The sequence below is a fragment of the Nitrosospira sp. Nsp1 genome (assembly GCF_900100985.1).
GTDB lineage: Bacteria > Pseudomonadota > Gammaproteobacteria > Burkholderiales > Nitrosomonadaceae > Nitrosospira.
The window spans coordinates 54,546-76,568 of sequence record NZ_FMUF01000001.1 but is presented as its reverse complement, the minus strand read 5'-3'; the positions used below and the strand labels follow the sequence as shown (position 1 = coordinate 76,568).

At 53.3% G+C, this 22,023-nt stretch carries 27 protein-coding genes, 1 tRNA gene and 1 pseudogene; 18 read left to right on the top strand and 11 right to left on the bottom strand.

The genetic code is table 11. The features are described 5' to 3' along the window. Nucleotides 1-9 precede the first annotated feature (9 nt). The 4 genes from rpsP to rplS are packed head-to-tail and all read left to right on the top strand — an operon-like array spanning nucleotide 10 to nucleotide 2,016. Nucleotides 10-273 carry a 30S ribosomal protein S16 gene (gene rpsP, locus BLP78_RS00355; RefSeq protein WP_090455247.1) on the top strand — a complete coding sequence of 88 codons (264 nt, stop codon included), beginning with the start codon at nucleotides 10-12 and terminating at the stop codon, nucleotides 271-273. 22 nt (nucleotides 274-295) lie between these two features. Next, nucleotides 296-808 carry a ribosome maturation factor RimM gene (rimM, locus tag BLP78_RS00350; RefSeq protein ID WP_090455243.1) on the top strand — a complete coding sequence of 171 codons (513 nt, stop codon included), beginning with the start codon at nucleotides 296-298 and terminating at the stop codon, nucleotides 806-808. A gap of 3 nt (nucleotides 809-811) precedes the next feature. Next, nucleotides 812-1,582 (top strand): tRNA (guanosine(37)-N1)-methyltransferase TrmD, encoded by a 771-nt coding sequence (gene trmD, locus BLP78_RS00345; protein ID WP_090455240.1) that lies wholly within the window; start codon nucleotides 812-814, stop codon nucleotides 1,580-1,582. A 29-nt stretch (nucleotides 1,583-1,611) separates the two neighbouring features. Further along, nucleotides 1,612-2,016: a 50S ribosomal protein L19 gene (gene rplS / locus BLP78_RS00340; RefSeq protein ID WP_090455238.1), complete on the top strand. Its 405-nt coding sequence runs from the start codon at nucleotides 1,612-1,614 to the stop codon at nucleotides 2,014-2,016. 430 nt (nucleotides 2,017-2,446) lie between these two features. On the opposite strand, the gene BLP78_RS00335 is transcribed toward rplS, so the two are convergent. From BLP78_RS00335 to BLP78_RS00325, 4 genes are read right to left on the bottom strand one after another with little or no spacing between them, the layout of a single operon-like run. After that, a complete protein-coding gene (locus BLP78_RS00335; protein ID WP_256329937.1) occupies nucleotides 2,447-3,016 on the bottom strand; it encodes a c-type cytochrome in 570 nt (189 codons plus the stop codon). Nucleotides 3,017-3,018: 2 nt separating this feature from the next. After that, the gene (locus tag BLP78_RS15445; RefSeq protein WP_176752739.1) at nucleotides 3,019-3,174 is read right to left on the bottom strand and encodes a hypothetical protein; all 156 of its coding nucleotides are present in this window, start codon (nucleotides 3,172-3,174) and stop codon (nucleotides 3,019-3,021) included. Beyond that, the gene (locus BLP78_RS00330) at nucleotides 3,171-3,653 is read right to left on the bottom strand and encodes a DUF411 domain-containing protein (RefSeq protein WP_090455233.1); all 483 of its coding nucleotides are present in this window, start codon (nucleotides 3,651-3,653) and stop codon (nucleotides 3,171-3,173) included. Before BLP78_RS00330 ends, BLP78_RS15445 begins: the two co-directional genes overlap by 4 nt. Further along, nucleotides 3,650-4,132, bottom strand: coding sequence for a cupredoxin domain-containing protein (locus BLP78_RS00325; RefSeq protein ID WP_090455231.1), 483 nt, complete (start codon nucleotides 4,130-4,132; stop codon nucleotides 3,650-3,652). Before BLP78_RS00325 ends, BLP78_RS00330 begins: the two co-directional genes overlap by 4 nt. A 538-nt stretch (nucleotides 4,133-4,670) precedes the next feature. Between BLP78_RS00325 and BLP78_RS00320 the strand changes: the two genes are divergently transcribed. Then, nucleotides 4,671-5,897, top strand: a complete 1,227-nt coding sequence (locus tag BLP78_RS00320; RefSeq protein ID WP_090455229.1) for a hypothetical protein — start codon at nucleotides 4,671-4,673, stop codon at nucleotides 5,895-5,897. Nucleotides 5,898-5,910: 13 nt separating this feature from the next. On the opposite strand, the gene BLP78_RS00315 is transcribed toward BLP78_RS00320, so the two are convergent. From BLP78_RS00315 to BLP78_RS00300, 4 genes are all read right to left on the bottom strand, one after another. Beyond that, the gene (locus BLP78_RS00315) at nucleotides 5,911-6,240 is read right to left on the bottom strand and encodes a DUF167 domain-containing protein (RefSeq protein WP_090455227.1); all 330 of its coding nucleotides are present in this window, start codon (nucleotides 6,238-6,240) and stop codon (nucleotides 5,911-5,913) included. Next, on the bottom strand, nucleotides 6,240-6,812 hold the full coding sequence (locus BLP78_RS00310; RefSeq protein WP_090455225.1) for a YggT family protein: 573 nt from the start codon (nucleotides 6,810-6,812) through the stop codon (nucleotides 6,240-6,242). The genes BLP78_RS00315 and BLP78_RS00310 overlap by 1 nt, the downstream gene beginning before the upstream one ends. 421 nt (nucleotides 6,813-7,233) lie before the next feature. Then, nucleotides 7,234-8,046, bottom strand: a complete 813-nt coding sequence (proC, locus tag BLP78_RS00305) for a pyrroline-5-carboxylate reductase (protein ID WP_090455222.1) — start codon at nucleotides 8,044-8,046, stop codon at nucleotides 7,234-7,236. 213 nt (nucleotides 8,047-8,259) lie between these two features. Then, complete coding sequence (locus BLP78_RS00300) at nucleotides 8,260-9,675, bottom strand: carbohydrate porin (RefSeq protein ID WP_090455538.1); 1,416 nt, start codon at nucleotides 9,673-9,675, stop codon at nucleotides 8,260-8,262. A gap of 839 nt (nucleotides 9,676-10,514) precedes the next feature. Between BLP78_RS00300 and BLP78_RS15740 the strand changes: the two genes are divergently transcribed. Next, a complete protein-coding gene (locus BLP78_RS15740) occupies nucleotides 10,515-10,688 on the top strand; it encodes a hypothetical protein (RefSeq protein ID WP_218118889.1) in 174 nt (57 codons plus the stop codon). Here the strand turns inward: BLP78_RS15740 and BLP78_RS15735 are convergent. Then, on the bottom strand, nucleotides 10,681-10,857 hold the full coding sequence (locus BLP78_RS15735; RefSeq protein ID WP_218118888.1) for a hypothetical protein: 177 nt from the start codon (nucleotides 10,855-10,857) through the stop codon (nucleotides 10,681-10,683). The genes BLP78_RS15740 and BLP78_RS15735 overlap by 8 nt on opposite strands. Here BLP78_RS15735 and BLP78_RS15440 point away from each other — a divergent pair. Beyond that, complete coding sequence (locus BLP78_RS15440) at nucleotides 10,844-11,008, top strand: hypothetical protein (protein WP_176752735.1); 165 nt, start codon at nucleotides 10,844-10,846, stop codon at nucleotides 11,006-11,008. The genes BLP78_RS15735 and BLP78_RS15440 overlap by 14 nt on opposite strands. Nucleotides 11,009-11,080: 72 nt before the next feature. Then, nucleotides 11,081-11,743: pseudogene (locus tag BLP78_RS00290) on the top strand (MgtC/SapB family protein). 27 nt (nucleotides 11,744-11,770) lie between these two features. Here BLP78_RS00290 and BLP78_RS00285 read toward each other — a convergent pair. Beyond that, nucleotides 11,771-11,992 (bottom strand): carbohydrate porin, encoded by a 222-nt coding sequence (locus tag BLP78_RS00285; protein WP_090455220.1) that lies wholly within the window; start codon nucleotides 11,990-11,992, stop codon nucleotides 11,771-11,773. A 248-nt stretch (nucleotides 11,993-12,240) separates the two neighbouring features. After that, nucleotides 12,241-13,074, bottom strand: a complete 834-nt coding sequence (gene mutM, locus BLP78_RS00280) for a bifunctional DNA-formamidopyrimidine glycosylase/DNA-(apurinic or apyrimidinic site) lyase (protein ID WP_090455217.1) — start codon at nucleotides 13,072-13,074, stop codon at nucleotides 12,241-12,243. A gap of 374 nt (nucleotides 13,075-13,448) precedes the next feature. On the opposite strand from mutM, the gene BLP78_RS00275 reads away from it, so the two are divergent. The 10 genes from BLP78_RS00275 (at nucleotide 13,449) to BLP78_RS16175 (ending at nucleotide 21,834) form a co-directional block, all read left to right on the top strand. After that, nucleotides 13,449-15,167 (top strand): tetratricopeptide repeat protein, encoded by a 1,719-nt coding sequence (locus BLP78_RS00275; RefSeq protein ID WP_090455536.1) that lies wholly within the window; start codon nucleotides 13,449-13,451, stop codon nucleotides 15,165-15,167. Nucleotides 15,168-15,171: 4 nt separating this feature from the next. Then, entirely contained in the window at nucleotides 15,172-15,885 is a 714-nt protein-coding gene (gene lolB, locus BLP78_RS00270; RefSeq protein ID WP_090455214.1) for a lipoprotein insertase outer membrane protein LolB, read from the top strand. Between the two features lie 14 nt (nucleotides 15,886-15,899). Next, entirely contained in the window at nucleotides 15,900-16,745 is an 846-nt protein-coding gene (ispE, locus tag BLP78_RS00265; RefSeq protein ID WP_090455212.1) for a 4-(cytidine 5'-diphospho)-2-C-methyl-D-erythritol kinase, read from the top strand. Between the two features lie 4 nt (nucleotides 16,746-16,749). Further along, nucleotides 16,750-16,824 (top strand) — tRNA-Gln (locus tag BLP78_RS00260). 169 nt (nucleotides 16,825-16,993) lie between these two features. After that, entirely contained in the window at nucleotides 16,994-17,944 is a 951-nt protein-coding gene (locus tag BLP78_RS00255) for a ribose-phosphate pyrophosphokinase (protein ID WP_090455210.1), read from the top strand. A gap of 128 nt (nucleotides 17,945-18,072) precedes the next feature. Then, nucleotides 18,073-18,768, top strand: coding sequence for a 50S ribosomal protein L25/general stress protein Ctc (locus tag BLP78_RS00250; RefSeq protein WP_090455208.1), 696 nt, complete (start codon nucleotides 18,073-18,075; stop codon nucleotides 18,766-18,768). A gap of 333 nt (nucleotides 18,769-19,101) precedes the next feature. Beyond that, the gene (gene pth / locus BLP78_RS00245; protein WP_090455206.1) at nucleotides 19,102-19,680 is read left to right on the top strand and encodes an aminoacyl-tRNA hydrolase; all 579 of its coding nucleotides are present in this window, start codon (nucleotides 19,102-19,104) and stop codon (nucleotides 19,678-19,680) included. Nucleotides 19,681-19,782: 102 nt separating this feature from the next. Continuing rightward, entirely contained in the window at nucleotides 19,783-20,874 is a 1,092-nt protein-coding gene (gene ychF / locus BLP78_RS00240; protein ID WP_090455204.1) for a redox-regulated ATPase YchF, read from the top strand. Between the two features lie 525 nt (nucleotides 20,875-21,399). Next, nucleotides 21,400-21,663, top strand: a complete 264-nt coding sequence (locus BLP78_RS15730) for a hypothetical protein (RefSeq protein ID WP_218118887.1) — start codon at nucleotides 21,400-21,402, stop codon at nucleotides 21,661-21,663. A 6-nt stretch (nucleotides 21,664-21,669) separates the two neighbouring features. After that, a complete protein-coding gene (locus BLP78_RS16175; protein ID WP_218118886.1) occupies nucleotides 21,670-21,834 on the top strand; it encodes a group II intron maturase-specific domain-containing protein in 165 nt (54 codons plus the stop codon). The last annotated feature ends 189 nt before the right edge of the window (nucleotides 21,835-22,023 follow it).

Sequence of the window (22,023 nt, the reverse complement as noted above, 5' to 3'; positions counted from 1 at the left end):
AATATATACATGGTCATTATTCGATTGGCACGCGGCGGCGCCAAGAATCGCCCGTTTTTCAATATGGTAGTAGCGGACTCACGCAACGCCCGTGATGGCAAATTCATCGAGCGCGTCGGTTTTTATAACCCGAGAGCGGCTGAAGGTGAAGAAGGGCTGCGGGTCAAACTGGATCGAGTCACTTATTGGCAATCACAGGGTGCGCAGCTGTCGGATACCGTAACGAGGCTGGTCAAGCAGTTTGGCGCGAAACAAGAAGCCGCAGGAAGTTAGACCGGGCACAGCGGTCGAGCCGATGGTGGTGATGGGGCATATCGTTGGCCCTTACGGTTTGTCAGGTTGGATCAAGGTTTTTCCCTATACCGAATATATAGATGGGCTGGCTGACTACCCGATATGGTGGTTGGGCAGCGGCAATGGCGAATGGCGCAATTTTATAGTTAACGCAAGCGGTGTTCACGGGAACAGATTGACCGCGTTACTTGAGCAATGCGCCGATCGTAATGCAGCGACGGAACTGAAAGGTCTGAAAATTGCAATTCCTCGCAGTCAGTTGCCGGCCTTGTCGAATAGCGGTAAAGACGGCTATTACTGGTCGGACCTGATCGGTCTTGAAATCATTAACCAGCAGGGCGAAGCACTGGGGAAAGTGACCGGATTACTTGAAACCGGCGCCAACGACGTGCTTCAGGTGCAAGATTTGAAAGATCCCGAAAGGGAAAGATTGATTCCTTTCATCAGCCAGGTAATTGTAAAAGTAGATTTGAAGGCGTGCCGGATAACAGTGGATTGGGGCGTGGACTACTAAGACATGGCGCGTGAGTTTGATGTCGTTACCCTGTTCCCCGAGATGTTCGAAGCGCTTACCAAGCATGGCGTGACCGGGAGGGCGAACGGAAACGATATTTATCGTCTGCATACTTGGAATCCGCGTGAGTTTACCGTGGATAATTACCATACGATAGATGATCGGCCTTATGGTGGCGGCCCAGGGATGGTAATGCTGGCTGAGCCGCTTGAAAAAGCGCTTACTGCCGCGAGGAACAGGCAGGCAGCCCTCGGCATCGCGGAAACGAAAGTGATTTATCTTTCTCCCCAGGGACGTCCGCTGGATCATGGCCTGGTTGTGGAGTTGGGCGAGTTACCGGCGCTGATATTGCTGGCTGGACGCTATGAGGGCGTGGATGAGCGTTTGATAGGGCGTCAGGTCGATTATGAAATTTCTATCGGCGATTACGTACTTTCTGGCGGCGAACTGGCCGCGATGGTGCTGATAGACTGCCTGGTGCGGCAGATGCCAGGGGTGCTGGGTGATCCCGAATCGGCGAGCCAGGACTCATTTGTGGCGGGATTGCTGGATTTCCCCCAATACACGCGGCCGGAGATATACCGGGGAAATGCGGTGCCTGAAGTGCTGATGTCTGGCAATCATGCCAGGATCAAGCGGTGGCGTTTACAGCAGTCCCTGGGCAGGACATGGCTCAGGCGACCGGATTTGCTGGCATTGAAAGTAGAACATGGCCTGACGAGAGAAGAAAAGGAGTTGCTGGAAGAGTTCCAGCATATCCACATCACCAATTGAAACCAGGGAATATAAAGTAAGGAGTACAAATGAACCTGATCGAACAACTTGAAAATGAAGAAATCAGCCGTCTCGGCAAGACAATTCCGGATTTTGCGCCTGGAGATACCGTAATCGTTAACGTCAACGTAGTGGAAGGCGACCGTAAACGAATACAGGCGTATGAAGGTGTTGTCATCGCCAGGCGCAACCGTGGTCTCAATTCCGCCTTTACCGTGCGTAAAGTATCCAGCGGAGAGGGCGTGGAGCGGACTTTCCAGAGCTATTCACCGCTGATTGCCAGCATAGAGATCAAACGTCGCGGGGATGTCCGTCGCGCCAAGCTTTATTATCTGCGGGATCGTTCCGGCAAGTCGGCGCGCATCCGGGAAAAGCTTCCCGCCCGCGCTGCGGTAAAGAAGGCGGCACCGAAAGCGAGCCAACCAGAGAGTTAAGCGTAGCCGCTCTTGACGTGGAGTGAGAGCGGCGTTGAATTGCCGGTTGCTACCTGACAGCCTGTCGGGCTCGAAGGATTTCGCCGCTTTTTCGGCCAATAGAATAACTATTGGCCTTCAAAATCCCCCAAAATCCGTCCTCACCAGTCGCTTTCTCGCTTCAATTCTTCAAGTCCGACGGACTTGCTGGATAAGATAGGAAACAGTCGGCCGCTTGATCGGCTTGGTGGCCTTACGCTGTTACACTACTGCGTATTTCGGCTTTCGCATGTTCCTGTCCCTTTGAGGGGAATCATCACCCTTGGGTGGCTTGGGGCGAAACCTGGTCGCCTTTTTCAGGCTTGGACCCAGGTCTGAACCTGATAACTGGCGTTACGCCAGTTATCCCAAAAGCCGGTTATCCCAAAACAACGCAGCAAATAGTCGGCGCTCAGCTTCGTTTCGGCTCCGGCTTGACCTCAATTTCCTTATACCAGATATCGTAGACTTCATCCGGCCATAGCGATTTGATCCAGACGATCACGTCATCGATTTCCTGATTCGTCAATTTTCCATTCCACGCCGGCATACCGGCACCCGGGCTACCGTCCCGGATCATTGTTTCCAATGTTTCGGTTGAGTGATGCCAGGCATGAGCACTACCGTCCAGAGGCGGCGGCGGATATCTGCCGTCAGCCGCCGGTACTCGCCAACCTGGAGTGGCCTCACCATTGGGTCCGTGGCAGCTTGCACAATTTTTGGTATAAGTGGCCTCGCCACGCTTGATTCTTTCCGGGTCCAGCTTACGCGCGGCCAGATTTTTTGGTTGTTCCGCCGGTGCCGGGACAGATGCCGCAGCCGGCGGTTCCGGTTCAGCAACGGGCAGCCCCGATTCAGCAACAGGTGGAGAGGATTCGGCGGTGGGTGACGCTGGCGCAGCGGCGGGTGAAGCAGGTGGTTTGGATTCACCGCAGCTTGCAATGATACCGATTACCGCACTGACGAGAATGAAACGATGCACGTTCAAGGCTGTTTGCCTCCCGCGCCAGCCGTTTCTTGCCCGGCATGTGACGTAATGGTCAGGGCTGCAAAGAAACCTATTGGCGATATCAGGGAAACCCTGCCGGATCTCTCTTTCATGCGCTGGGGGTTAAGGTTACAGGATTTGATACGTTTCATTTCAGCCTCATCACTGAATCTTTTGCGTCGGATGGACGATGCTGGCTGTAAACAGTAGTATCGCCTTGTTTGTTTATTAAAAGCACATCATACGGATCGCTGCGCGCCCCTTCCATACCCGGAGAACCATGAGGCATGCCCGGAGCGGTCAGGCCGATAGCACGGGGACGCTCCTTGAGAAGACGTTTGATATCCTGGGCGGGCACGTGGCCTTCAATCGCATAACCGTCGACCAGGGCGGTATGGCACGATCCGAGGGTCGTGGAAATCCCGGCTCGCTCGCGGGCCTCCTTGTTGCCTACATCATGGGTATTGACCGTAAACCCGTTTGCTCGCATGTGATCAACCCATTTCGCACAGCATTTGCAGGTCGAACTCTTGTAAACCTCGACCGTCGTTGCGGTGGCATGAGCGCCGCTTCCCGCCAAGGCGCCGATGAGGATGGATCCTGCCAATAATGCCTGCTTTGATATTTTCATTTGGTCTCCACTTCGATTGTTCCTTTCATACCCGGAAAATTCATGCCCTTGAAATGCCCTGGCAACGGGCAGGCGAAGTCAACCGTTCCGGCTTCGGTGAAATGCCACACCAGTTCCGCGGTCTTGCCTGGCGCGACGCTGACCATGTCGGGCTCGTCAGGGTGCTCCATATCTGGAAATTTTTTCAGCATTTTATTATGTTTATCGATATCTTCCGGCGTACCGATCATCATCTCATGCTTTTTCTTGCCAATATTATTAAGCAGGAATCTAACTGTTTCACCTTGTTTTACTTTGATTTCCGAAGGCTTGAAGCGGTTATCGACCATTGTTATTTCGACGGTTCGCGAAACCTTGCCGGGATCACCGGGGCTGCCCAGGGAGGGGTCTTTTTCCCCACCATGATGATCATGCTGCGCAAAGGCGGCAGATGAGGCCAAACCCAAAGTTAATGCAGATAGGATCAAAATCTTTTTCATGTGATTTTCCTCCCGGCAGAGATTCGAAGTCCCATTTTCAATATCAACCCAATTGTTATTGGGGATATCTCAATACAAATATAGCAAAAAAAAAGCTCACCGGCCCGTTTTGCCCCAAACTCTGCCAGTTGCGATCCGATTTTCCGTACGCAGGTATGGAGGGCATTCATTTTACATTATTATCCAGACATTATCCGATGGCTGGCTTCCATTCAATGCCTCAAGCCTCAAGCCGTACGCCGCCGACATGAATTAACATCTTGACCGCGGGGATTGGAAAGAGGTAATGTCTTGCCGGAAATAGACTGGGAAGCGGCAGCGGAGTTCCTTTCTTTCAGGCTGGCGGAGCCGATACCCGTTTTGGGTTTTTGGGCATATAGGCAGCGTTGAGCCAATTTCTCGACTCCGCGGATTATACAGGTAGACCTGCGAAGTGCTATGGCTTGAGCCGAACCCGTATCGTCCTGAGCATTTACTTTAAATACAACAAGAATCCGTTATTCCGCTCCCATTCTGCTCGCCTGATCCGTTTATCCAGATGAAACTACAGTATATGGGCAGTTTTTGCTCTCGCCCTCAACGTTCGCTATGCATGTTATTTGGCCTGATAGCCACGTTGGTGCTGTCGGGCTGCCTATCTCCCATCACGCTCAACAGAGCGGTCGGCGCTTATGATGATGCGATAACCAGTGCGGCATCCAAGCAGCTATTGCTGAACATCGCGCGTGCGCATCACCATCAACCCATACATTTTACGGGAGTCTCAAACGTTGCGGCTACGTTTGACTTTCGATTCAATGCCGGGGCCACGCCCGCCCTGGGCGGGTTGGCGGGACCGGTGCTGATGCCAATATTCGGTGGTAGTGTCGCGGAAAATCCGACCATCAGCATTGTTCCCATCGAAGGGGAAGAATTTACCAAACGGATTCTTACCCCATTTCAGCAAAACAAGTTCACCCTACTGCTCCGGCAGCGCTTCGATATTGATCTCTTGCTGAGGTTGATGGCTCAGGAAGTACGAATTCAGCGTTCCATGCAGCATGTCGCCTATCGCAACAGGCCCTCCGATAAGGCGGGCTATGAAATGTTTCGCCGCGTGGTGCTTCACCTCTCGGCCATTCAGGATCAGGATCAGCTTTATGTCGAACCGTTGACCCTGGAGCACACCTGGACCATTCCGGCGGGCTCGGTTACCGCAGAAGGCTTTCAAGCACTGGAGAAAGAGTTTTCCATGCTCTATAACGAGCTGGACAATACTTTCACGCTTCGTAAACAAGTGCCTGGACCTGTCCTCATCACCAACTATGATCCAAATGTCTTGTCCTCTGAAGAACGCACACAGTTGAGCATGGATGCAGGGAACTGGATGAGCAATGATGTTGCGTTTGACATCCGCCCCGGCCTTTTAGGGGGGGAGTGGCCTGTCAGAGGCGTTTTTCGGCTGAGAAGCTTCCACGCCATTCTCAGTTTCCTGGGCCGTTCAATCGGCGAAGAGCTGGAGTATGATGTTGAGAAGGATCCAAGAACCCCCCCTATCGCCAACGATGAAAATCCCACTGCCACAATGGGACTCGTTGTGTCGGACTCAGACCCGAAGGAAGCTGACCTCTCGATCTACTCGCATGGCCGATATTACGCGGTGAGCACAGCGGGGCCGCTCGCCAACTGGAACCGGGACGCCTTTCAGATGTTGTACCTTCTGTTTCAGATGACCGTTACTGATTTACCCCGTGTTGGCGTGCCCAGTATCACTATCGCCAAATGACTTGCCGAAACTGCTAGTCCGTATCCGCATCCCTGGCACATTTCCATAGCACGCTGGCGTCACGGAGCGGATGGCTGATCTCAACCACTTTACGCCGGGATTTAATCCCGTGCTTGAGCGTCACCTGGCATTGGCGCACCCCGAATATTCCGGCGAGAAATTCAACTAGCGCGGCGTTGGCGGCACCTTCTACAGGTGGCGCAGCCAGCCTGATTTTCATGGCATCGCCATGCAATCCAACCGCTTCCGTTTGCTTCGCACCCGGCTGTACATGCAGGGTAAGGGTAAGCCGTTGTCCGCCACTATCACAGCGGTACCAGGTGGAAGATGTTATACCCGGCATCAGAACAGGCGGGAGATTTCGCCTTCCGTCCTTGCCACTACGAACAGCAGCAACTGGATAATTATCAGCACAAACAGTGGCGACAGATCGATGTTGCCGATTGGGGGGATACGTGCCCGGATAACCCCGAGGAATGGCCGGGTAAAACTGTCGAGTACCGGCGCCAGTGCGCTATAGGGATTGAACCAGGAAAGCACCGCCTGAATGATTACCGCCGCCATGATGATGTACAGCGTCATCTTGACGATTTCCACGAGCGCCAGAAGCGCCAGGGCGCCGGCTGCGAGGCCGACAGTCGAGGTGAAGTTGTACCCCTGAAGTATGTACACGCCTGCCAATAATATGAGCTGCGTAAGCCATGCCAGCAGCAACGTGGGGAAATCGATACCGCCGAAGCCGGGGATCATGCGTCGTGCCGGTCGTACCAGAAAATCCGTAATCGCGATGAGAAATTGCGATAGTGGATTACGGTGGGGCGCCCGCAGTAACTGCATATAAAAACGCAGCAGCAGCACCAGGGAAAACAGCCCGAGAAGGGTGTCGAGGAGGAATATCAACATCTGGTTGAGCATTCAATTTCCTGAAATAATCCTAAATCCGGTAGTTGGACGGGGAGAGGTGTACGGTTTTTGAGGTGCAGGACAAGGCGCAACGACGCGGAATGCGACCGCGCAGGGTGGAGCAGTGCCTTCCGCAGGAAGGTGCGACCCCGAAGCGGGATGTGAGCGCCCCCTTGCGTGTGGAGCGCGATCGCGGCATCCCCTGCGCTGCCCGATCCCCACTTCGTGGGGCCCCTCGGACGACGCTTCGGGGCGCCGTTCCATTCCAAGGAGTTGCAACGCAGCCATGTGCCGCAAAAACCGTGCAATTCTCCCCGTAGCGCCCTCACTCGGAAGGTGGGCGTTAAATAATATGAAATATTGTTATTAATCATAACACTGATCTATTAAATGAGCGGTCAACTACCGAATTTAGGATAATAGTCAGCGAAGTTTATATTTTGCCAAACTCATCGCCCAGTTCGCACGAGCGCTCGTTCGCGACATGTATCGCCCGCAGGATGGCGCTCTTGACCCCTTCGTCTTCAAGAACTCGTATTGCGCGTTCGGTGGTGCCCCCTGGCGATGTCACGCGAGCGCGCAGCGTGGCGGCGTCTTCGCTGCTCTGGCTTGCAAGCCTTGCAGCGCCGACGAAAGTATCGATACTCAACTGCCGTGCCTGGGCCGGATCCAGGCCTAGTTCATGCGCTGCCTTTTGCATCGTTTCGATGAAATAAAATACATAAGCTGGGCCGCTGCCGGAGACGGCTGTGACTGCGTCCAGCAATTCCTCATGCGCAACCCACAGCACGGAGCCTACCGCGGCGAGTATGGCCTCTGCATCACCTCTTTCCGCTTCATGTACGCCAGCCATGGCATATAAGCCGGTAACAGCCGCGCCAACCAAGGCCGGCGTGTTGGGCATGGCTCGCACAATACGTGTATAGCCACCCAGCCAGCGGGAAATATCTTTTGCGCGAATACCGGCGGCGATAGAAATAACCAGGTGATTGTTGAGCAGCGCCGCAAGTTCTCGTGCCACAGCGGGTAGCTGCTGCGGTTTTACCGCCAGCACAACCACGTGGCTGTTCGCTACGCCTTGGAAGAGTTCCGCTACCGCCTCTACATTAAACTCTTGCTTTATCCTTTCGCGTCCTTCGGCGCTGGCTTCCACCACGCATATCTGCGCAGGCAGATAACCTTGCTGCAACAGGCCGCCGATCAAGGCGGAGGCCATGTTGCCGCCGCCGATGAAAGTAATGTTCATAGTGACCTTATGTGTACGAAAGTATCAGAAAACTGGATGATATACCAACCGGGAATTTTTAATGAATTGGATCATGAGATACATCTGACTCATGGGTGCATTTGGTATCAGTGAGAGAGTGATCTTCATCCGGCGCCCTGGAGTTTCGCGGTTCTTTAACGTTTCTGTCACCCACGCGCTTCGAGGCAGTCGTTCGCGGCGATCCGCTTTCAGCTAAAACTCGGCATGAACTCTCATTCCATAGATATTTACCGGACCCCGATCCGCGTTAAAGCCCGGGTTGGTAATATGCTGATAGTCGGCGGTCACCCATAGCGAGCTCAATAGACTGAGGCTATAAAAAATATCCACAACGTGTTCAGGACCCCTTTTAATCCGGCCATCGCCGATGAATCCATCAATGCCGCCCATACCCAGATACCTGGCATGCTCTCTCGAAATCCAGCCTGCGGCAAACCCAATTCCCATTGAATCCCTTTTACGTCCCCACCGGGAGCCACGGGCCAGAGCACCCAATGAGATTGATCTGTCAGTTGACGTATAGGTATACACTTCGGTTTTGCCGTCGCTGTACATTCCTCGGAAGAACAACCCGATATCGCCCAGCACCTGCTGCTCGAGATTAATCCCTATGCCCATTTTGTTATTGGGTTTGCGTCCCCAGCATAAATCCGGGGCTCCCGCGTTTCCTGATCCATAATTGAAACCGGTACAGGTTGTGGCATTTCTATTAGGGTCGGATTGGAAAGCGGCAATGGCATCATTGAATTTGCCCATATTTTCGTGATTCCTGTAAGCCAGCACCCTTACAGAACCAGGCTGACCATTTAACAGATGCTTATGCTCGAGCTCTACCTGCTGTCCGTAGTAAGTAAATATCCTGCTGTCGATAGGGAGTTGGTTGGGATCGATGGGAACGGCTGTATGACCGAAGCGTATCGCCCAATTATCATGAAAGTATTCACCCACCAGGCCCCAGGTGTATCCTTTCGCATCCGCGGCAAAATCGTAGGCGGCATACGTCATGAAGCCCATGTTAAAAAATTGCCGGCGTAGATCGCCTGAATACGAATTCTTGTCGAAGAAATCGATAACACTGAATTTTCCAACCCTGACAACGAGACGTCTACTATCCACCGTTGTGCCGAGTTGCATCGGATCAGAATCGAGCTGTATGCGGTCTCCGCCAAATCCCCAAGTCTGTTTGAAAAATAATCTGGATGTAAAATAGACAGGAACTTCAGAGCCGCCTTTTTGCAACTCGAAGTTGTGTATTGCTCCACCCAAACCCTTCAAATCGGATAAAGGCCGCGTGGAAATCATATCCGGCGCATAATAAATTTCACCGCCATCCCATGTCTTGAGTCCCAGATACAGCGTAGCGGTTCCGCTAAAGCTTCTTTCGCTTCCCGGCAACAGCGAATTGGGGCTTCCATTCAGATTGGTATACAAGGCTGGGGATGCGCCCTTCCAACTGGAAATATAGGTGAACTGGCCATAGGCGTTCCAGCGTTCATCCTTCAGATCATGCCAGCCCTTTTTTGCCAATACATTCATGAAATCGAATGCGTCTGTAGCGCGTGGGTCCGGCTCGGTCTGCGCCTGAACCGGCACGACGGTAAACAGCATGGAACAGAGAAGAAGTATCCTTACAAGAACTATTTCTCTGATATTTTCTGAACCCTGGCGTATTGTCACAGGCAGGCTGGAATTTGATCGACAATTGGCGTAGATAACTTTTTTAAAGAATATCATTGGCTTATCACTCCAGACGGAGAAGTGGGTTTTTAATCATGCTGCTCAATGTGGCTATCAAATAAGCCAATTGCGGAGACTGATCGAGGTTTACTAAACCCATTCGTAGGTACGTGCTTGGATAGCCCGACGCAGCAACGGCGGTGAATACCGCATCGACGCAGGCAGGTACCCGCGTGGCATCAGACCATAATCATGCAGAAACCTTGGGTATTAAGCCGAAGATTCAACAATCAATGGGTGTATTTTGGGGCGACCAGATTGTTAACGACAGGTGCCACTAACATTGAGATACCACCATCCGCCTACGGCAAGATGATGGCAAGGGAATCTTGCGTGATCTTACCGCGACGGAGCCAGAACGTTATTTTGGCAACTACAACTACCAGAACTAGTGCCCACGAGTGGACTCCATAAAATAGAACGGGGCAGACTATACCTAAAATCACATACGCGAGTAAAGTTAAATTATTATGACTACATAGCCATATAGTTGCTCGGTGAATCGCTATCCCATTCAGTTTATGGTTGCGGCGGTATTCACACCATGTGGTGTATGGCTGCATTTTACCGAGAGGCATCATCATTTCCATAAGTACGAATATTGGAACACGAGCATGCGCATAGAGAAGCGATAACCGGCGCTCACACCCATCGGCATCGCCATGAGCCGCTAGCGCACTCGCCCTGGGCACTTGTTCGAGTGACAGTAGTTGCCGATCCTTCAGGGACGGCGGTTTTTCGACGAGACAAGGCTAAGCATATCCCCTGCCGCTGTTTCGCCGAAGGCGGGAAGCGGCATCCGGGTGTTGGAAATTTACGGTGTTGCCGACGAAGCTGAACTTACCCTGATTGGTTATGTCACCTTCCTCGATCCACCTAAATAAAGAGAGCGCCGCACCAGCGCTCAAGGCGCTCGCCGAGCACGGCGTATCGGTCAAGGTCCTGACCGGCGACAATGAATTGGTAACAACAAAAATTTGCCATCAGGTCAAGCTTGATGTCAATAGCATTTTGCTGGGCTCCGACGTGGAACGCATGCATGGCGGTGGGCATTTTCATTCCCATGGGGCCGTTCGCCAAGTATTTCAAACTGCAAGCTCTGCCGCTTGCCTACTTCCCGATCCTGGCGGCGATCCTGCTGGGTTATATGATTCTGACTCAAGCGATGAAGGGTTTCTATATCCGCCGTTACGGCTGGCAATGAGGCGCGCTATGGAAGCAATCGAAAATATCAACTTTGGCTGACACTACGTTGAGTCTCGCCACCGCGTTCATCATGGGGGGCCTCATCGGCCTGGAACGTCAATTCCGACAACGCACAGCAGGCCTCAGAACCAACGTGCTGGTAGCTGTCGGTGCGGCGCTTTTTGTGGATATGGCTAACCGGCTACAAGGTCACGAGGGGGCTGTGCATGTTATCGCCTAGGTGGTCTCCGGCATTGGCTTCCTTGGTGTCGGAGTTATCATGCGTGAAGAAGGTAACATCCGGGGAATCAACACCGCTGCCACGCTGTGGGGTTCGGCGGCAGTGGGGGCCGCAGCTGGGGCCGGTTTGATCCTGGAGGCACTGCTCGGCACGATCTTCGTCCTCACGGCTAACACGCTTCTGCGACCAGTAGTGAACCGCATCAACCGCCAGCCCAACGATACGCCAAGCGTGGAGATGACCAACACGGTCTATGTGATCGCCAAACGCGAGTGTCGAAAGGAAGCGCTCGCACTGCTGGAGCAGATCCTTGAAGAGGCCGACTACCCGACGAGCGATCTTGTAGTACATGCCTTCGGATCGAGCGAGGTTGAAATCGAGGCCGTGTTACAGGTTACTTCGATTGATGGTGCGGCGAGCGACTGGCACGGGAGGCCTATGTCAGTCAAGCTTTTTGGAGTCCTAGCAGCTCGGAGTAAGTTGCTATTTCCACCCGCCACTCGAATGTCATAAATTCTTTACAAGATCGAGTTGATGCAACTAAAACTTGGCATGAATTCTCATTCCATAGATATTTACCGGACCCCGATCCACATTAAAGCCCGGGTTGGTAATATGCTGGTAATCCGCCGTCACCCACAGCGGCAAATTCAATAGATTGGCGCTGTAAAAAATATCCACCACGTGTTCCGCACCCGCCTTGATCCGGCCATCGCCGACAAATCCATGTAGAAGTGTAGGAAAATATTTCAGTTTTGCCATTGCTGTACATTTCCCGGAGGAACAAGCCAATATTATCCGCCACCTGCTGCTCAATATTGACACCTATGCAGGTATTAAATCTAAACCGAAGATTCAGCAGTCATTAAATGTATTTGGGGCAACCAGGATGTTAACGGCAGAGCATGACATCAAGATACCACGGCATTCAAAATTCAACAGCAGCCGCCAGTCTTACTCCTTAATAGAGGCGCGATCGCTTTTCGTTCGGGCAAAAAAATTCATCGAGTTCAATTATTCTGGCCTGTTTGACAGCGCGGACAATAAAAGCTTGAACGCTGCCCCTGCCGGGTTTGCATGATATTTGTGCTGCATTTACGGCATGGCTGGCCGGTTCGGTGGTATACCCAGTACTGCTGCTGGAAATAGCCGGGATTGCCGCTGCTGTCGACAAAATCGCGCAAGCTGCTGCCGCCCGCTTCAATCGCCAGATTGAGTGTGTCTTTTATGGCCTGTGCCAGGTTTTTGCATTTGCTTAGCTCAAGCTCACCCGCCGGTGTCATGGGATTGATGCCTGCCCTAAAGAGCGCTTCATTCGCATAAATATTGCCGACACCGGCGACGATGCGGCTATTCATCAGCACTTCTTTGATGCTGGCACTACGGTTCCGCGTCCGTTCATATAACAGGGATCCATTGAACGCTTCGGTGAGCGGCTCGGGACCAAGCTGAGCCAATAACGGATGGCGCATGGCATCAGCTGAAGTCCACAGTATTGCGCCGAAGCGGCGTGGGTCCTTGAAGCGGAGAATCGTGCCGTTGTCTAAAGTCAGATCGGCATGGTCATGTTTTTCCGGCGCGGTTATCGCTGCGGCGGGCAGCAACCTCAAGCTGCCCGACATACCAAGATGCAGGATCAGCGCGCCTTTGCCACAGTCGAACAAGAGGTATTTTCCGCGCCGCACTACTTTGTTGATTGTCACGCCGACAAGCGTTTTTTCCAGATCGGATGGCACCTGCCAGCGCAGATTTGGATTCCGTATCGTGACGCGAGCAACGCGATGGCCTTCAAGATGGGGCGCGATTCCGCAGCGGATGACTTCGACTTCAGGCAGTTCAGGCAATTGAGATTACCAAAAATATGGTTCGGCTTATGAAAGAATCACTCAAAAAAAAACACAATACGTCGACTTAAGCGCATCTCCGCCGGATCGATTCAGCATGCTTGGCCGACATGGCGGCTGAGGCGAGCTGTTCGGCCATGAGAATATCATGATGATTCGGATTCGGGCATCCCTCCCTTATCAGCTGATCGCTGTGCTTCTTCATACGATTTGAGAAGGCATTTTTGAATTAACAGAGCCGACGATAAACACATTTACGACATCGTCGTTCTGATGTGCACTTGTGATAAGCGTAAAATATACCTAATATGTGGATTGTACTGAAGGACAGCCTCGTCCTTGACAGCCTTTTTTCGAACGTTGCGGACTTCCCCATGAGCTTTAAGATTTTTGGCGCATTACCGCTGCTTTTCCTCGCTGCCTGTGCGCAGTTTCCTGCCAAGACCGATGTCACGGCGAGCAATCAGTCGCAAAAGACAGGCGCTGGACAGTCGAAATTGCCCAGCCAGGACTTGACTCCTCCCATGCTGTTCGATTTCCTATTGGGGGAGACGGCTTTTCAGCGCGGTGATCCGGCGATCGCTACCCATACTTATCTCAAACTGGCGAGGACCACGCGCGACTCGCGTGTCGCTCAGAGAGCGACAGAAATCGCCCTTCAATCACGCCAACCCGTGCCCGCGCTTGAAGCAGCGAACATCTGGGCAACGCTTGATCCGGATTCGGTCGGTGCCCGCCAGACGCTGGCAGCGCTGCTGGTCAACTTCAACAGGCTGGACGAAGCCCGGCCCCATCTGGAGAAATTGCTGGCCTCTGCCGGAAACAATATCGATGAGGCTTTTATGCAGTTGAATAGCCTATTGGTACGCAGCTCGGACAAAAATGCGACATTTGAGCTGGTCAGGAAACTTGCCGAACCTTATCCAAAGCTGCCGGAAGCGCATTTCGCCGTGTCTCAGGCAGCGTGGCTCGCCAATCGTTTCGATATTGCGCTGGCAGAGATGAGAAAGGCATTGGCACTTCGCCCGGAGTGGGAGATGGCAGCAATTTATGAGGGCCGAATTCTCGCGCGTGAATCCAATGCCAGCGCTATCAAATTTTTTGAACGCTATCTTGAGACTTATCCCAAAGCCAACGATACGCGCATTACCTACGCCCGGTTATTGCTGGCGGAAAAAGATTACACCAAGGCACGCGACCAATTCCAGCAATTGCTGGCGGAAAATCCGGATAACGCCGATGTCGCCGTGGCTGTAGGTTTGCTCTCGATGGAATTGCGGGAATATGGCTTGGCCGAATCCAATTTCAAGAGAGCGCTGGAGCTGGATTACAGAGATCCGGGCCTGGTGCGTTTTTATCTGGGTGGCATTCATGAAAAAACCCAGGATGATGTCACCGCGATGGAGTGGTATCGCTCGGTAACGGCTGGGACCCAGTATCTGCCGGCACAGATAAAGTATGCCATTCTGCTGAGCAGAAAAGGCAAGACCGATGAGGCTCTACAGCACTTGCAGCAATTGCAGGTGACGAATGACCAGCAGCGTGCGCAGTTGATGATCGCCGAGGCGCAATTGCTGCGCGAGAGCGGTGCGTACCAGAAAGCGTTCCAATTGCTGAGTAAGGGCCTCGAAAAACTTCCTGATTCTCCCGATCTGCTCTATGACCGCGCGTTGGCAGCGGAAAAAATCGGTAAATACGAAATCATGGAGCAGGATTTGCGTAAGTTGATCCAATTGAGGCCGGATCATGCTCATGCTTACAATGCGCTCGGCTATAGCCTTGCGGAACATACCGACCGCCTGCCTGAAGCACTCGAACTCATCGAGAAGGCTATCGCCCTTTCTCCTGCTGATCCATACATAATGGATAGCCTGGGTTGGGTCCATTACCGCATGGGCAATCTCAACCAGGGACTCAGCTATCTGAGACAGGCATTCGAAATGGCGCCGGACCCGGAAATTGCGGCGCATCTGGGAGAGGTGCTATGGATGCAGGGGAAAAAGAAAGAGGCGGCAGATGTCTGGCTGTCAGCGCTTGAGACTCATTCTGGTAATGAGGTATTGCTCAGCACAATGAAGAGGTTCATGAAGTAGTATAATGATTAGTCATTCCGGTATTGCGACGAAGCAGTCGGTAATCCGGGTGAGTTCGTCGTTAAAACAAGACCTCGTTTTCTCCCGGCAGGTTTTCATATTCTGCATGCTGTTCATACCGGTTCTTTTTTCGGGGTGCGCCACTCTCAGCACTCATGCCCCCAAAAATGCCGTCCGCACTATCGTTACCGAACCTGTTGTCGGGTTGGCCAATGCGACATCGGCAGATTTCGGGCTCATTGGCAGGGTATCGGTGAAGGGTGGCAAAGAAAGTTTCTCAGGTGGAGTACAATGGCATCATGGCGGCGGAGGCGATGAAATTCTTCTGCTCTCCCCATTAGGTCAGACGCTGGCGCAAATTCAACGCACGCCTGAAGGCGTATACCTGACTACCTCCGAGCACAAGCGTTATTACGCGACTGATGTGGAAAGCCTGACGGAACAGGCGCTGGGTTGGCGGTTGCCCCTCATGGGGCTGCAATACTGGGTACAAAGCCTGAATGCGCCCGCTACGGCATCGGCGATAGACCTTGACATGGATGGGTCCGTGGTGGCTATTCGGCAGGACGGATGGGAGATTGATTATTCGGGCCATGCCCCTGTGGCGCTGACACAAACCGGGCAGTCCGGGACTACATATCCGAGGTTATTGGTACTCAGGCGAAACGGTCTTCAGATAAAACTCATCATAGATAACTGGAACCCAGGGGATCGCTGAAGCACGTGGATTTGATGACCAGACTTGCCTGCCCGGCGCCCGCCAAACTTAACCTGTTCCTGCATGTAGTCGGACGTCGGGAGGATGGCTATCACCTGTTGCAAACCGTGTTCCGATTGCTGGATTTCTCGGATCAGCTTCATTTGGTACTACGGAAAGACAGCTTGGTAAAGTTGCATACGCCAACGCCCGGTGTACCCGAAGACAAGGACCTGTGCGTGCGTGCCGCAAGGTTGCTGCAACAGGAAAGCGGCATTTCTCTGGGTGTCGATATCTTTCTGGAAAAGCGTATTCCGATGGGAGGTGGGTTGGGCGGCGGCAGTTCCGATGCGGCCACGACATTGCTGGGACTCAACCGTTTGTGGGGCCTGGGCTGGAAAAAGAGCCGGCTATTGGAACTGGGGCTCAAGCTGGGCGCGGACGTGCCGGTATTCATCTTCGGAACGAATGCTTTTGCTGAAGGCATAGGCGAAGCGCTTTCGGCTATCGCCTTGCCGGTTGCGTGGTATCTGGTCCTGACCCCACCCGTGCACGTGCCGACCGTGCAGGTTTTTAGCAGCGAGGAATTGACACGAAACACAATCCCAATCAAAATACCGCCCTTTTCCATCGAGCACGGGCATAATGATCTGGAACCGGTGGTATGCCGGCTATATCCCGAGGTGGCGCGCCATCTTGAATGGCTGAAGCAGCTCGATGGCCCCCGGATAACTGCAATGACGGGCTCGGGCGCTTGCGTATTTGCGGAGTTCGCCACAGAGCGGGCAGCAAGGTCGGCGCTGTCGCAAGTTCCATCCGGTATGAATGGTTTTGTGGCACAGGGACTGGATCATCATCCCATGCATGATTTTGCGGAATAGTTATTGGGGAGTCGCCAAGTGGTAAGGCACCGGATTTTGATTCCGGCATTCGTAGGTTCGATCCCTACCTCCCCAGCCAGTTTTCAGGTTTTGAAGTATAAGGAACCTCCGAATAATCCCACGCGCGCTCCACGGAAGGCGTAGTCAGGCTTTCCAGGCCCAGTCAGATCAGATGTGCGAGAGCCACTTGTATTCGCTTGAATCCCTCGGTTCCAGGTTCAGAATTTTCAAACTTATAGCTTCCAGCCATGGCCTACGATAGCTTGATGGTTTTTACCGGCAACGCCAATCCCAAGCTGGCGCAGGATGTGGTGCGGCATCTGAATATCCGTATTGGCCGTGCGACGGTGGGTCGCTTCAGCGACGGCGAGGTAATGGTGGAAATCCTCGAGAACGTCCGGGGCAAGGATGTATTCGTTTTGCAATCCACCTGCATGCCTACCAACGATACGCTGGTAGAGTTGCTGGTCCTGGTGGATGCGCTGAAGCGGGCCTCTGCCGGGCGAATTACGGCGGCGATACCTTATTTCGGCTACGCCCGCCAGGATAGAAGGCCGCGTTCGGTGCGAGTGCCAATCACCGCCAAAGTGGTGGCGAACATGCTGACCACCGTCGGGATAGATCGATTGTTGACCATGGATCTGCATTCGGACCAGATTCAGGGATTTTTCGATATTCCCGTGGACAATATTTATAGCATGCCGATCCTGCTGGGCGATCTTTGGAAAAACGATTACCAGAATCTGGTAGTGGTTTCTCCTGATGTGGGCGGCGTGGTGCGGGCCAGACAGATGGCAAAACGCCTGGAATGTGATCTGGCAATCATCGATAAGCGCCGCCCGAAATTTAACGTTGCCAAGGTAATGAACATAATCGGCGAGGTTGATGGGCGTACCTGCGTAATCATGGATGACATGGTGGATACGGCCAACACCCTGTGTGAAGCGGCCCGGGCTTTAAAGGAGCAAGGGGCGGAGCGTGTGCTCGCTTATTGCACCCATCCGGTACTGTCGGGCAATGCCGTGGAGCGCATCGAGAATTCCGCCCTTGACAAATTGGTGGTCACCGACACGATTCCACTACGTGAGGACGCCAAAGCCTGTACCCGTATCCATCAGTTGAGCGTGGCAAGTCTGTTGGGGGAAACGATGCTGAGGATCAGCAATGAAGATTCGGTGAGTTCACTGTTCATGGAATAAAAAGGACATATCTGCGAATTCGGGGGAAGAGAAAAAAAGAAACATCTCGACAAGAATTCGGAGACCGGTACAAGTTTTATTAATCAGGATCATCTGGTCGCGGATGATCCACATTGTGGAGAAAACAGATGCAAATTGAAATCAGCGCCAGAAAGCGCGTACTGCAGGGCAAAGGTGCGAGCCGCCGCCTGCGTGGTTCCGGGGTCGTCCCGGGAATCATCTACGGCGGAGAAAACCCGGCCCAGGCAATCGAGCTGGATCATAACAATCTGTATCATAAGCTCAAGCTCGAAGCTTTCCATGCCTCCATCCTGTCCATGGATGTGGAAGGCCAGAAAGAACCGGTTCTATTGCGCGACATCCAGATGCATCCATTCAAGCTTCAAGTGCTGCATATCGATTTTCAGCGTGTCGACCCGAACAAGAAAATACACATGAAAGTGCCGCTGCACTTCGTTAACGCGGACATTTCCCCCGGTGTGAAGCTTTCCGGCGGGATCGTCAGCCACGTGCTTACCGAACTGGACATTTCCTGTTTGCCCAAGGATCTGCCTGAATTCATTTCGGTTGATCTGGCCGAGCTAGCCTCAGGAAACACGCTGCACCTGAGCGATATCAAGCTGCCGGAAGGCGTGGAGATCCCAGCGCTCGCCAAGGGCGATAATTTGCCTGTAGCGACCATCGTCATTCCGCGGGGAGTGGCTGCGGAAGAAGCAGCGGTCGTGGCCGCGGGCGATATCCCGACAACGGTACAGAAGAAAGAAGCTCCAAAGGAAGGAGAGAAAAAGGATTCCGGCAAGAAAGACGGGGGAAAGAAGAAATAAACCCTGTAGCTTACGTGAGGCCCGCTGGAGCCATGTCTGTTCCGGCGGGCTTTTCTTTAATGAACAAGCGTATTTCTCCTTCTGTCGGATTCAACCTAAATCCGGTAGTTGACCGTTCATTTAATAGATCAGTGTTATGATTAATAATAATATTTCCATTATATGACGTTCACCTTCCGGGTGAGGGCGCTACGGGGTGAATTGCACGGTTTTTAGGGCACATGGCTGCGTTGCAACTCCTTGGAATGGAACGACCATTCCGCGTCGTTGCGCCTTGCCCTGTACCCTAAAAACCGTACACTTCACCCCGTCCAACTACCGGATTTAGGTTCAATGAAACTCATCGTCGGCTTGGGAAACCCCGGTAAGGAATACGCGGCAACGCGCCACAATGCAGGGACTTGGTGGATATACCGGTTGGCGGATGAATTGCGTATCACGTTAAAAGCAGAAGCGCGGTTTCATGGCTTGTGTGCGCGCATCGGTCACGGCGATTCGGAATTGTGGCTGCTCAATCCCCAGACCTACATGAACGCCAGCGGAAAAGCCGTCGCCGCTTTATGTCGTTTTTATAAAATCCAGCCCGAAGAAATTCTCATAGTCCATGACGAACTGGATTTGCCGCCGGGCACCTCCAGGCTGAAGCTGGATGGCGGACTGGGTGGGCATAATGGTTTGAAGGATATCGCCGCGCATCTTGCCACCAGGGAATTCTGGCGCCTGCGCATCGGCATCGGCCACCCCGGCGATAGAAATGCCGTGGTAAATTACGTCTTGCAGCCGCCGCGCAAGGAAGAAGCGGCACTGATAGATGAGGCTATTCACCGCAGCCTGGCGGTCTGGCCGCTCATCGCGGAAGGAAATTGCCAAGCTGCCATGATGAAATTGCATACCAAAAGTAGTAAAGAATGAAGGGTAAGTCTTGAGAAAGACTGCGCATTCATTTTCTCCTTTTCACCTCTGCCATTCGTGACCGTTTCTGGTCGGTTCGGCATTTACCTCTCCAAATAAGCTATGAGCCTGAAATGCGGTATCGTTGGGTTGCCCAACGTAGGGAAATCAACTCTATTCAATGCGCTGACCAAGGCCGGTATCGCCGCGGAAAACTATCCCTTCTGCACCATCGAGCCTAATATCGGCATAGTCGAGGTGCCTGATCAGCGTCTGGCCAAACTCAGCGCGATCGTCAAACCGCAAAAGATCCAGCCGGCAATCGTCGAGTTCGTCGATATCGCCGGCCTTGTGGCGGGTGCATCCAAGGGCGAAGGGCTGGGCAACAAGTTTCTGGCCACCATCCGTGAAACTGATGGAATCGTCAACATGGTGCGCTGCTTCGTCAATGACAACGTCGTGCATGTAGCCGGCAGTGTTGACCCGGTGTCGGACATCGAGACGATACAGACCGAACTGGCGCTGGCCGATCTCGCTACCGTCGAAAAGACATTGCAACGCGAAACCAAGCTGGCAAAATCCGGCGCCAAGGAGGCCATCAAGCTGGTGACGCTGCTGGAAATGACGCAGGCACACCTTGACCAGGGCAAGCCCGTCAGAAACCTTGGGCTGGACAAGGAACAACAGCAATTGCTGAAGCCGCTCTGCCTGTTGACCGCCAAGCCCGCCATTTACGTGGCAAATGTTGACGAAAAAGGATTCACCGGCAATCCACTGCTTGAACGTGTACAGGAATACGCCGCGCGCGAGGGCGCACCGGTGGTGGTGGTATGCGCAGCCCTGGAAGCGGAAATTGCGGAGATGCCCGACGAGGACAAGAAAATCTTCCTGGACGACATGAACCTGGAAGAGCCAGGACTGAATCGGCTGGTCCGCGCTGCGTACCAGCTGCTCGGCCTGCAAACCTATTTCACTGCCGGCGTGAAAGAAGTACGCGCCTGGACCATATCAAAAGGGGATACCGCTCCCCAGGCCGCCGCCGTGATTCATACCGATTTTGAGAAAGGCTTCATCCGCGCCGAAGTCATCACTTACGACGACTTCATCGCGTGCAAAGGCGAACAAGGAGCCAAGGAGGCCGGCAAGATGCGACTCGAAGGCAAGGAGTATGTGGTCAAGGATGGGGATGTGATGCATTTTCGGTTTAATGTTTGATTCGATCGATGTTTTATGGCGTCCGACGCCGTACAGAAATGCTTAATAAGCCCAGTAAAAACTGGGCTTTGTTGTTGTGCGCCCAGCATGAGCGCATTCTTGTGGGTGAAAATCCCACCGTGAGTTGATCACAGCGAACGAAGCGAGGCGCAACTGCATGAGGGCGACTGGGCGTGGGGAGGAGGCGTTGAGCGAAACTGCGAGCTGATGAAAAAGAACCAGATAGACGGCGCTGCCGGCAGGGCGATCGGACAATAAACCGCGAAGCTCATGTGTGATCAAGGCGAGGTAGCGTAGATCCGGCGGTTGTGCGAGGAAGGAATGCGTTCTTACCTGGGGATATCTCGACTTGTGCCCAAAAGGGCGACGGTGTTGAACCAGGGCGAGAACTCAGCAGGATCGTAGTAGCTGCGAGTTGGGTGCGAAGGGCCGAACGAGGAGAAGTGTTCAAGGCCATGTCGATGCAGCAAGCAAAGTGCCAGATACCCGCGCAAGCGGGGCGGGTGGACGTAGCACGGTGAAGCCGTGCGTAATCCTGTTAGTGACGAAGCAAGCTGCCCGCGACACAGGGCCGGTGCCGCTGCTGGCGGCACTGACGAGGGAGAACTTGAACGGGCGTTCAAGCGGGTAAGAGCCAACAAAGGTGCGGCGGGTGTGGACGGGCTGGATATTACCCAAACGGCTCCCATCCCGACGGTTACGGATCGGCTGATCAGCAAGCGTTGCTGCAAGGGCTGCAACCAATTCTCGACCCAACTTTCAGCGAGCATGGCTACGGCTTCCGGCTAGGGCGACGTGCGCACGACGCGGTACTTCGCCCGCAAAGGGGAGATCAAGTGCAAGGTGGTCGCCAAACCGCTGGCGACGTTCAAACAACGGGTGCGGCAACTGACGCGGCGTTCAGGCGGGCGTAGCCTAGGTGAGATTATCAAGCGATTGCGACCGTATCTGCTGGGCTGAAAAGCCTACTTCGGGGAGCCTGTCAGTTATTTTGTGTGTAAGGTCATGAGATGATATTGAAAGGGAGACACCAAGACCGATACGATGACCACCAAGAGCAGAAAGACCAAAGCGAAGTCCCACAAGCTATTCCCGGATGAACTGATTGATCAACTGCTGCCGCAGATCCAGAATAAGGATGCCGGATCG

Coding starts and splice junctions, on each gene's coding strand:
- rpsP (WP_090455247.1), top strand. CDS start 10: ATGGTCATTATTCGATTGGCACGCGGCGGCGCCAAGAATCGCCCGTTT.
- rimM (WP_090455243.1), top strand. CDS start 296: ATGGTGGTGATGGGGCATATCGTTGGCCCTTACGGTTTGTCAGGTTGG.
- trmD (WP_090455240.1), top strand. CDS start 812: ATGGCGCGTGAGTTTGATGTCGTTACCCTGTTCCCCGAGATGTTCGAA.
- rplS (WP_090455238.1), top strand. CDS start 1,612: ATGAACCTGATCGAACAACTTGAAAATGAAGAAATCAGCCGTCTCGGC.
- BLP78_RS15445 (WP_176752739.1), bottom strand. CDS start 3,174: ATGAAACGTATCAAATCCTGTAACCTTAACCCCCAGCGCATGAAAGAG.
- BLP78_RS00330 (WP_090455233.1), bottom strand. CDS start 3,653: ATGAAAATATCAAAGCAGGCATTATTGGCAGGATCCATCCTCATCGGC.
- BLP78_RS00325 (WP_090455231.1), bottom strand. CDS start 4,132: ATGAAAAAGATTTTGATCCTATCTGCATTAACTTTGGGTTTGGCCTCA.
- BLP78_RS00320 (WP_090455229.1), top strand. CDS start 4,671: ATGAAACTACAGTATATGGGCAGTTTTTGCTCTCGCCCTCAACGTTCG.
- BLP78_RS00315 (WP_090455227.1), bottom strand. CDS start 6,240: ATGCCGGGTATAACATCTTCCACCTGGTACCGCTGTGATAGTGGCGGA.
- BLP78_RS00310 (WP_090455225.1), bottom strand. CDS start 6,812: ATGCTCAACCAGATGTTGATATTCCTCCTCGACACCCTTCTCGGGCTG.
- proC (WP_090455222.1), bottom strand. CDS start 8,046: ATGAACATTACTTTCATCGGCGGCGGCAACATGGCCTCCGCCTTGATC.
- BLP78_RS00300 (WP_090455538.1), bottom strand. CDS start 9,675: ATGCTGTTTACCGTCGTGCCGGTTCAGGCGCAGACCGAGCCGGACCCA.
- BLP78_RS15440 (WP_176752735.1), top strand. CDS start 10,844: ATGGCGGTGGGCATTTTCATTCCCATGGGGCCGTTCGCCAAGTATTTC.
- BLP78_RS15735 (WP_218118888.1), bottom strand. CDS start 10,857: ATGCCCACCGCCATGCATGCGTTCCACGTCGGAGCCCAGCAAAATGCT.
- BLP78_RS00285 (WP_090455220.1), bottom strand. CDS start 11,992: ATGGCAAAACTGAAATATTTTCCTACACTTCTACATGGATTTGTCGGC.
- BLP78_RS00275 (WP_090455536.1), top strand. CDS start 13,449: ATGAGCTTTAAGATTTTTGGCGCATTACCGCTGCTTTTCCTCGCTGCC.
- lolB (WP_090455214.1), top strand. CDS start 15,172: ATGATTAGTCATTCCGGTATTGCGACGAAGCAGTCGGTAATCCGGGTG.
- ispE (WP_090455212.1), top strand. CDS start 15,900: ATGACCAGACTTGCCTGCCCGGCGCCCGCCAAACTTAACCTGTTCCTG.
- BLP78_RS00255 (WP_090455210.1), top strand. CDS start 16,994: ATGGCCTACGATAGCTTGATGGTTTTTACCGGCAACGCCAATCCCAAG.
- BLP78_RS00250 (WP_090455208.1), top strand. CDS start 18,073: ATGCAAATTGAAATCAGCGCCAGAAAGCGCGTACTGCAGGGCAAAGGT.
- pth (WP_090455206.1), top strand. CDS start 19,102: ATGAAACTCATCGTCGGCTTGGGAAACCCCGGTAAGGAATACGCGGCA.
- ychF (WP_090455204.1), top strand. CDS start 19,783: ATGAGCCTGAAATGCGGTATCGTTGGGTTGCCCAACGTAGGGAAATCA.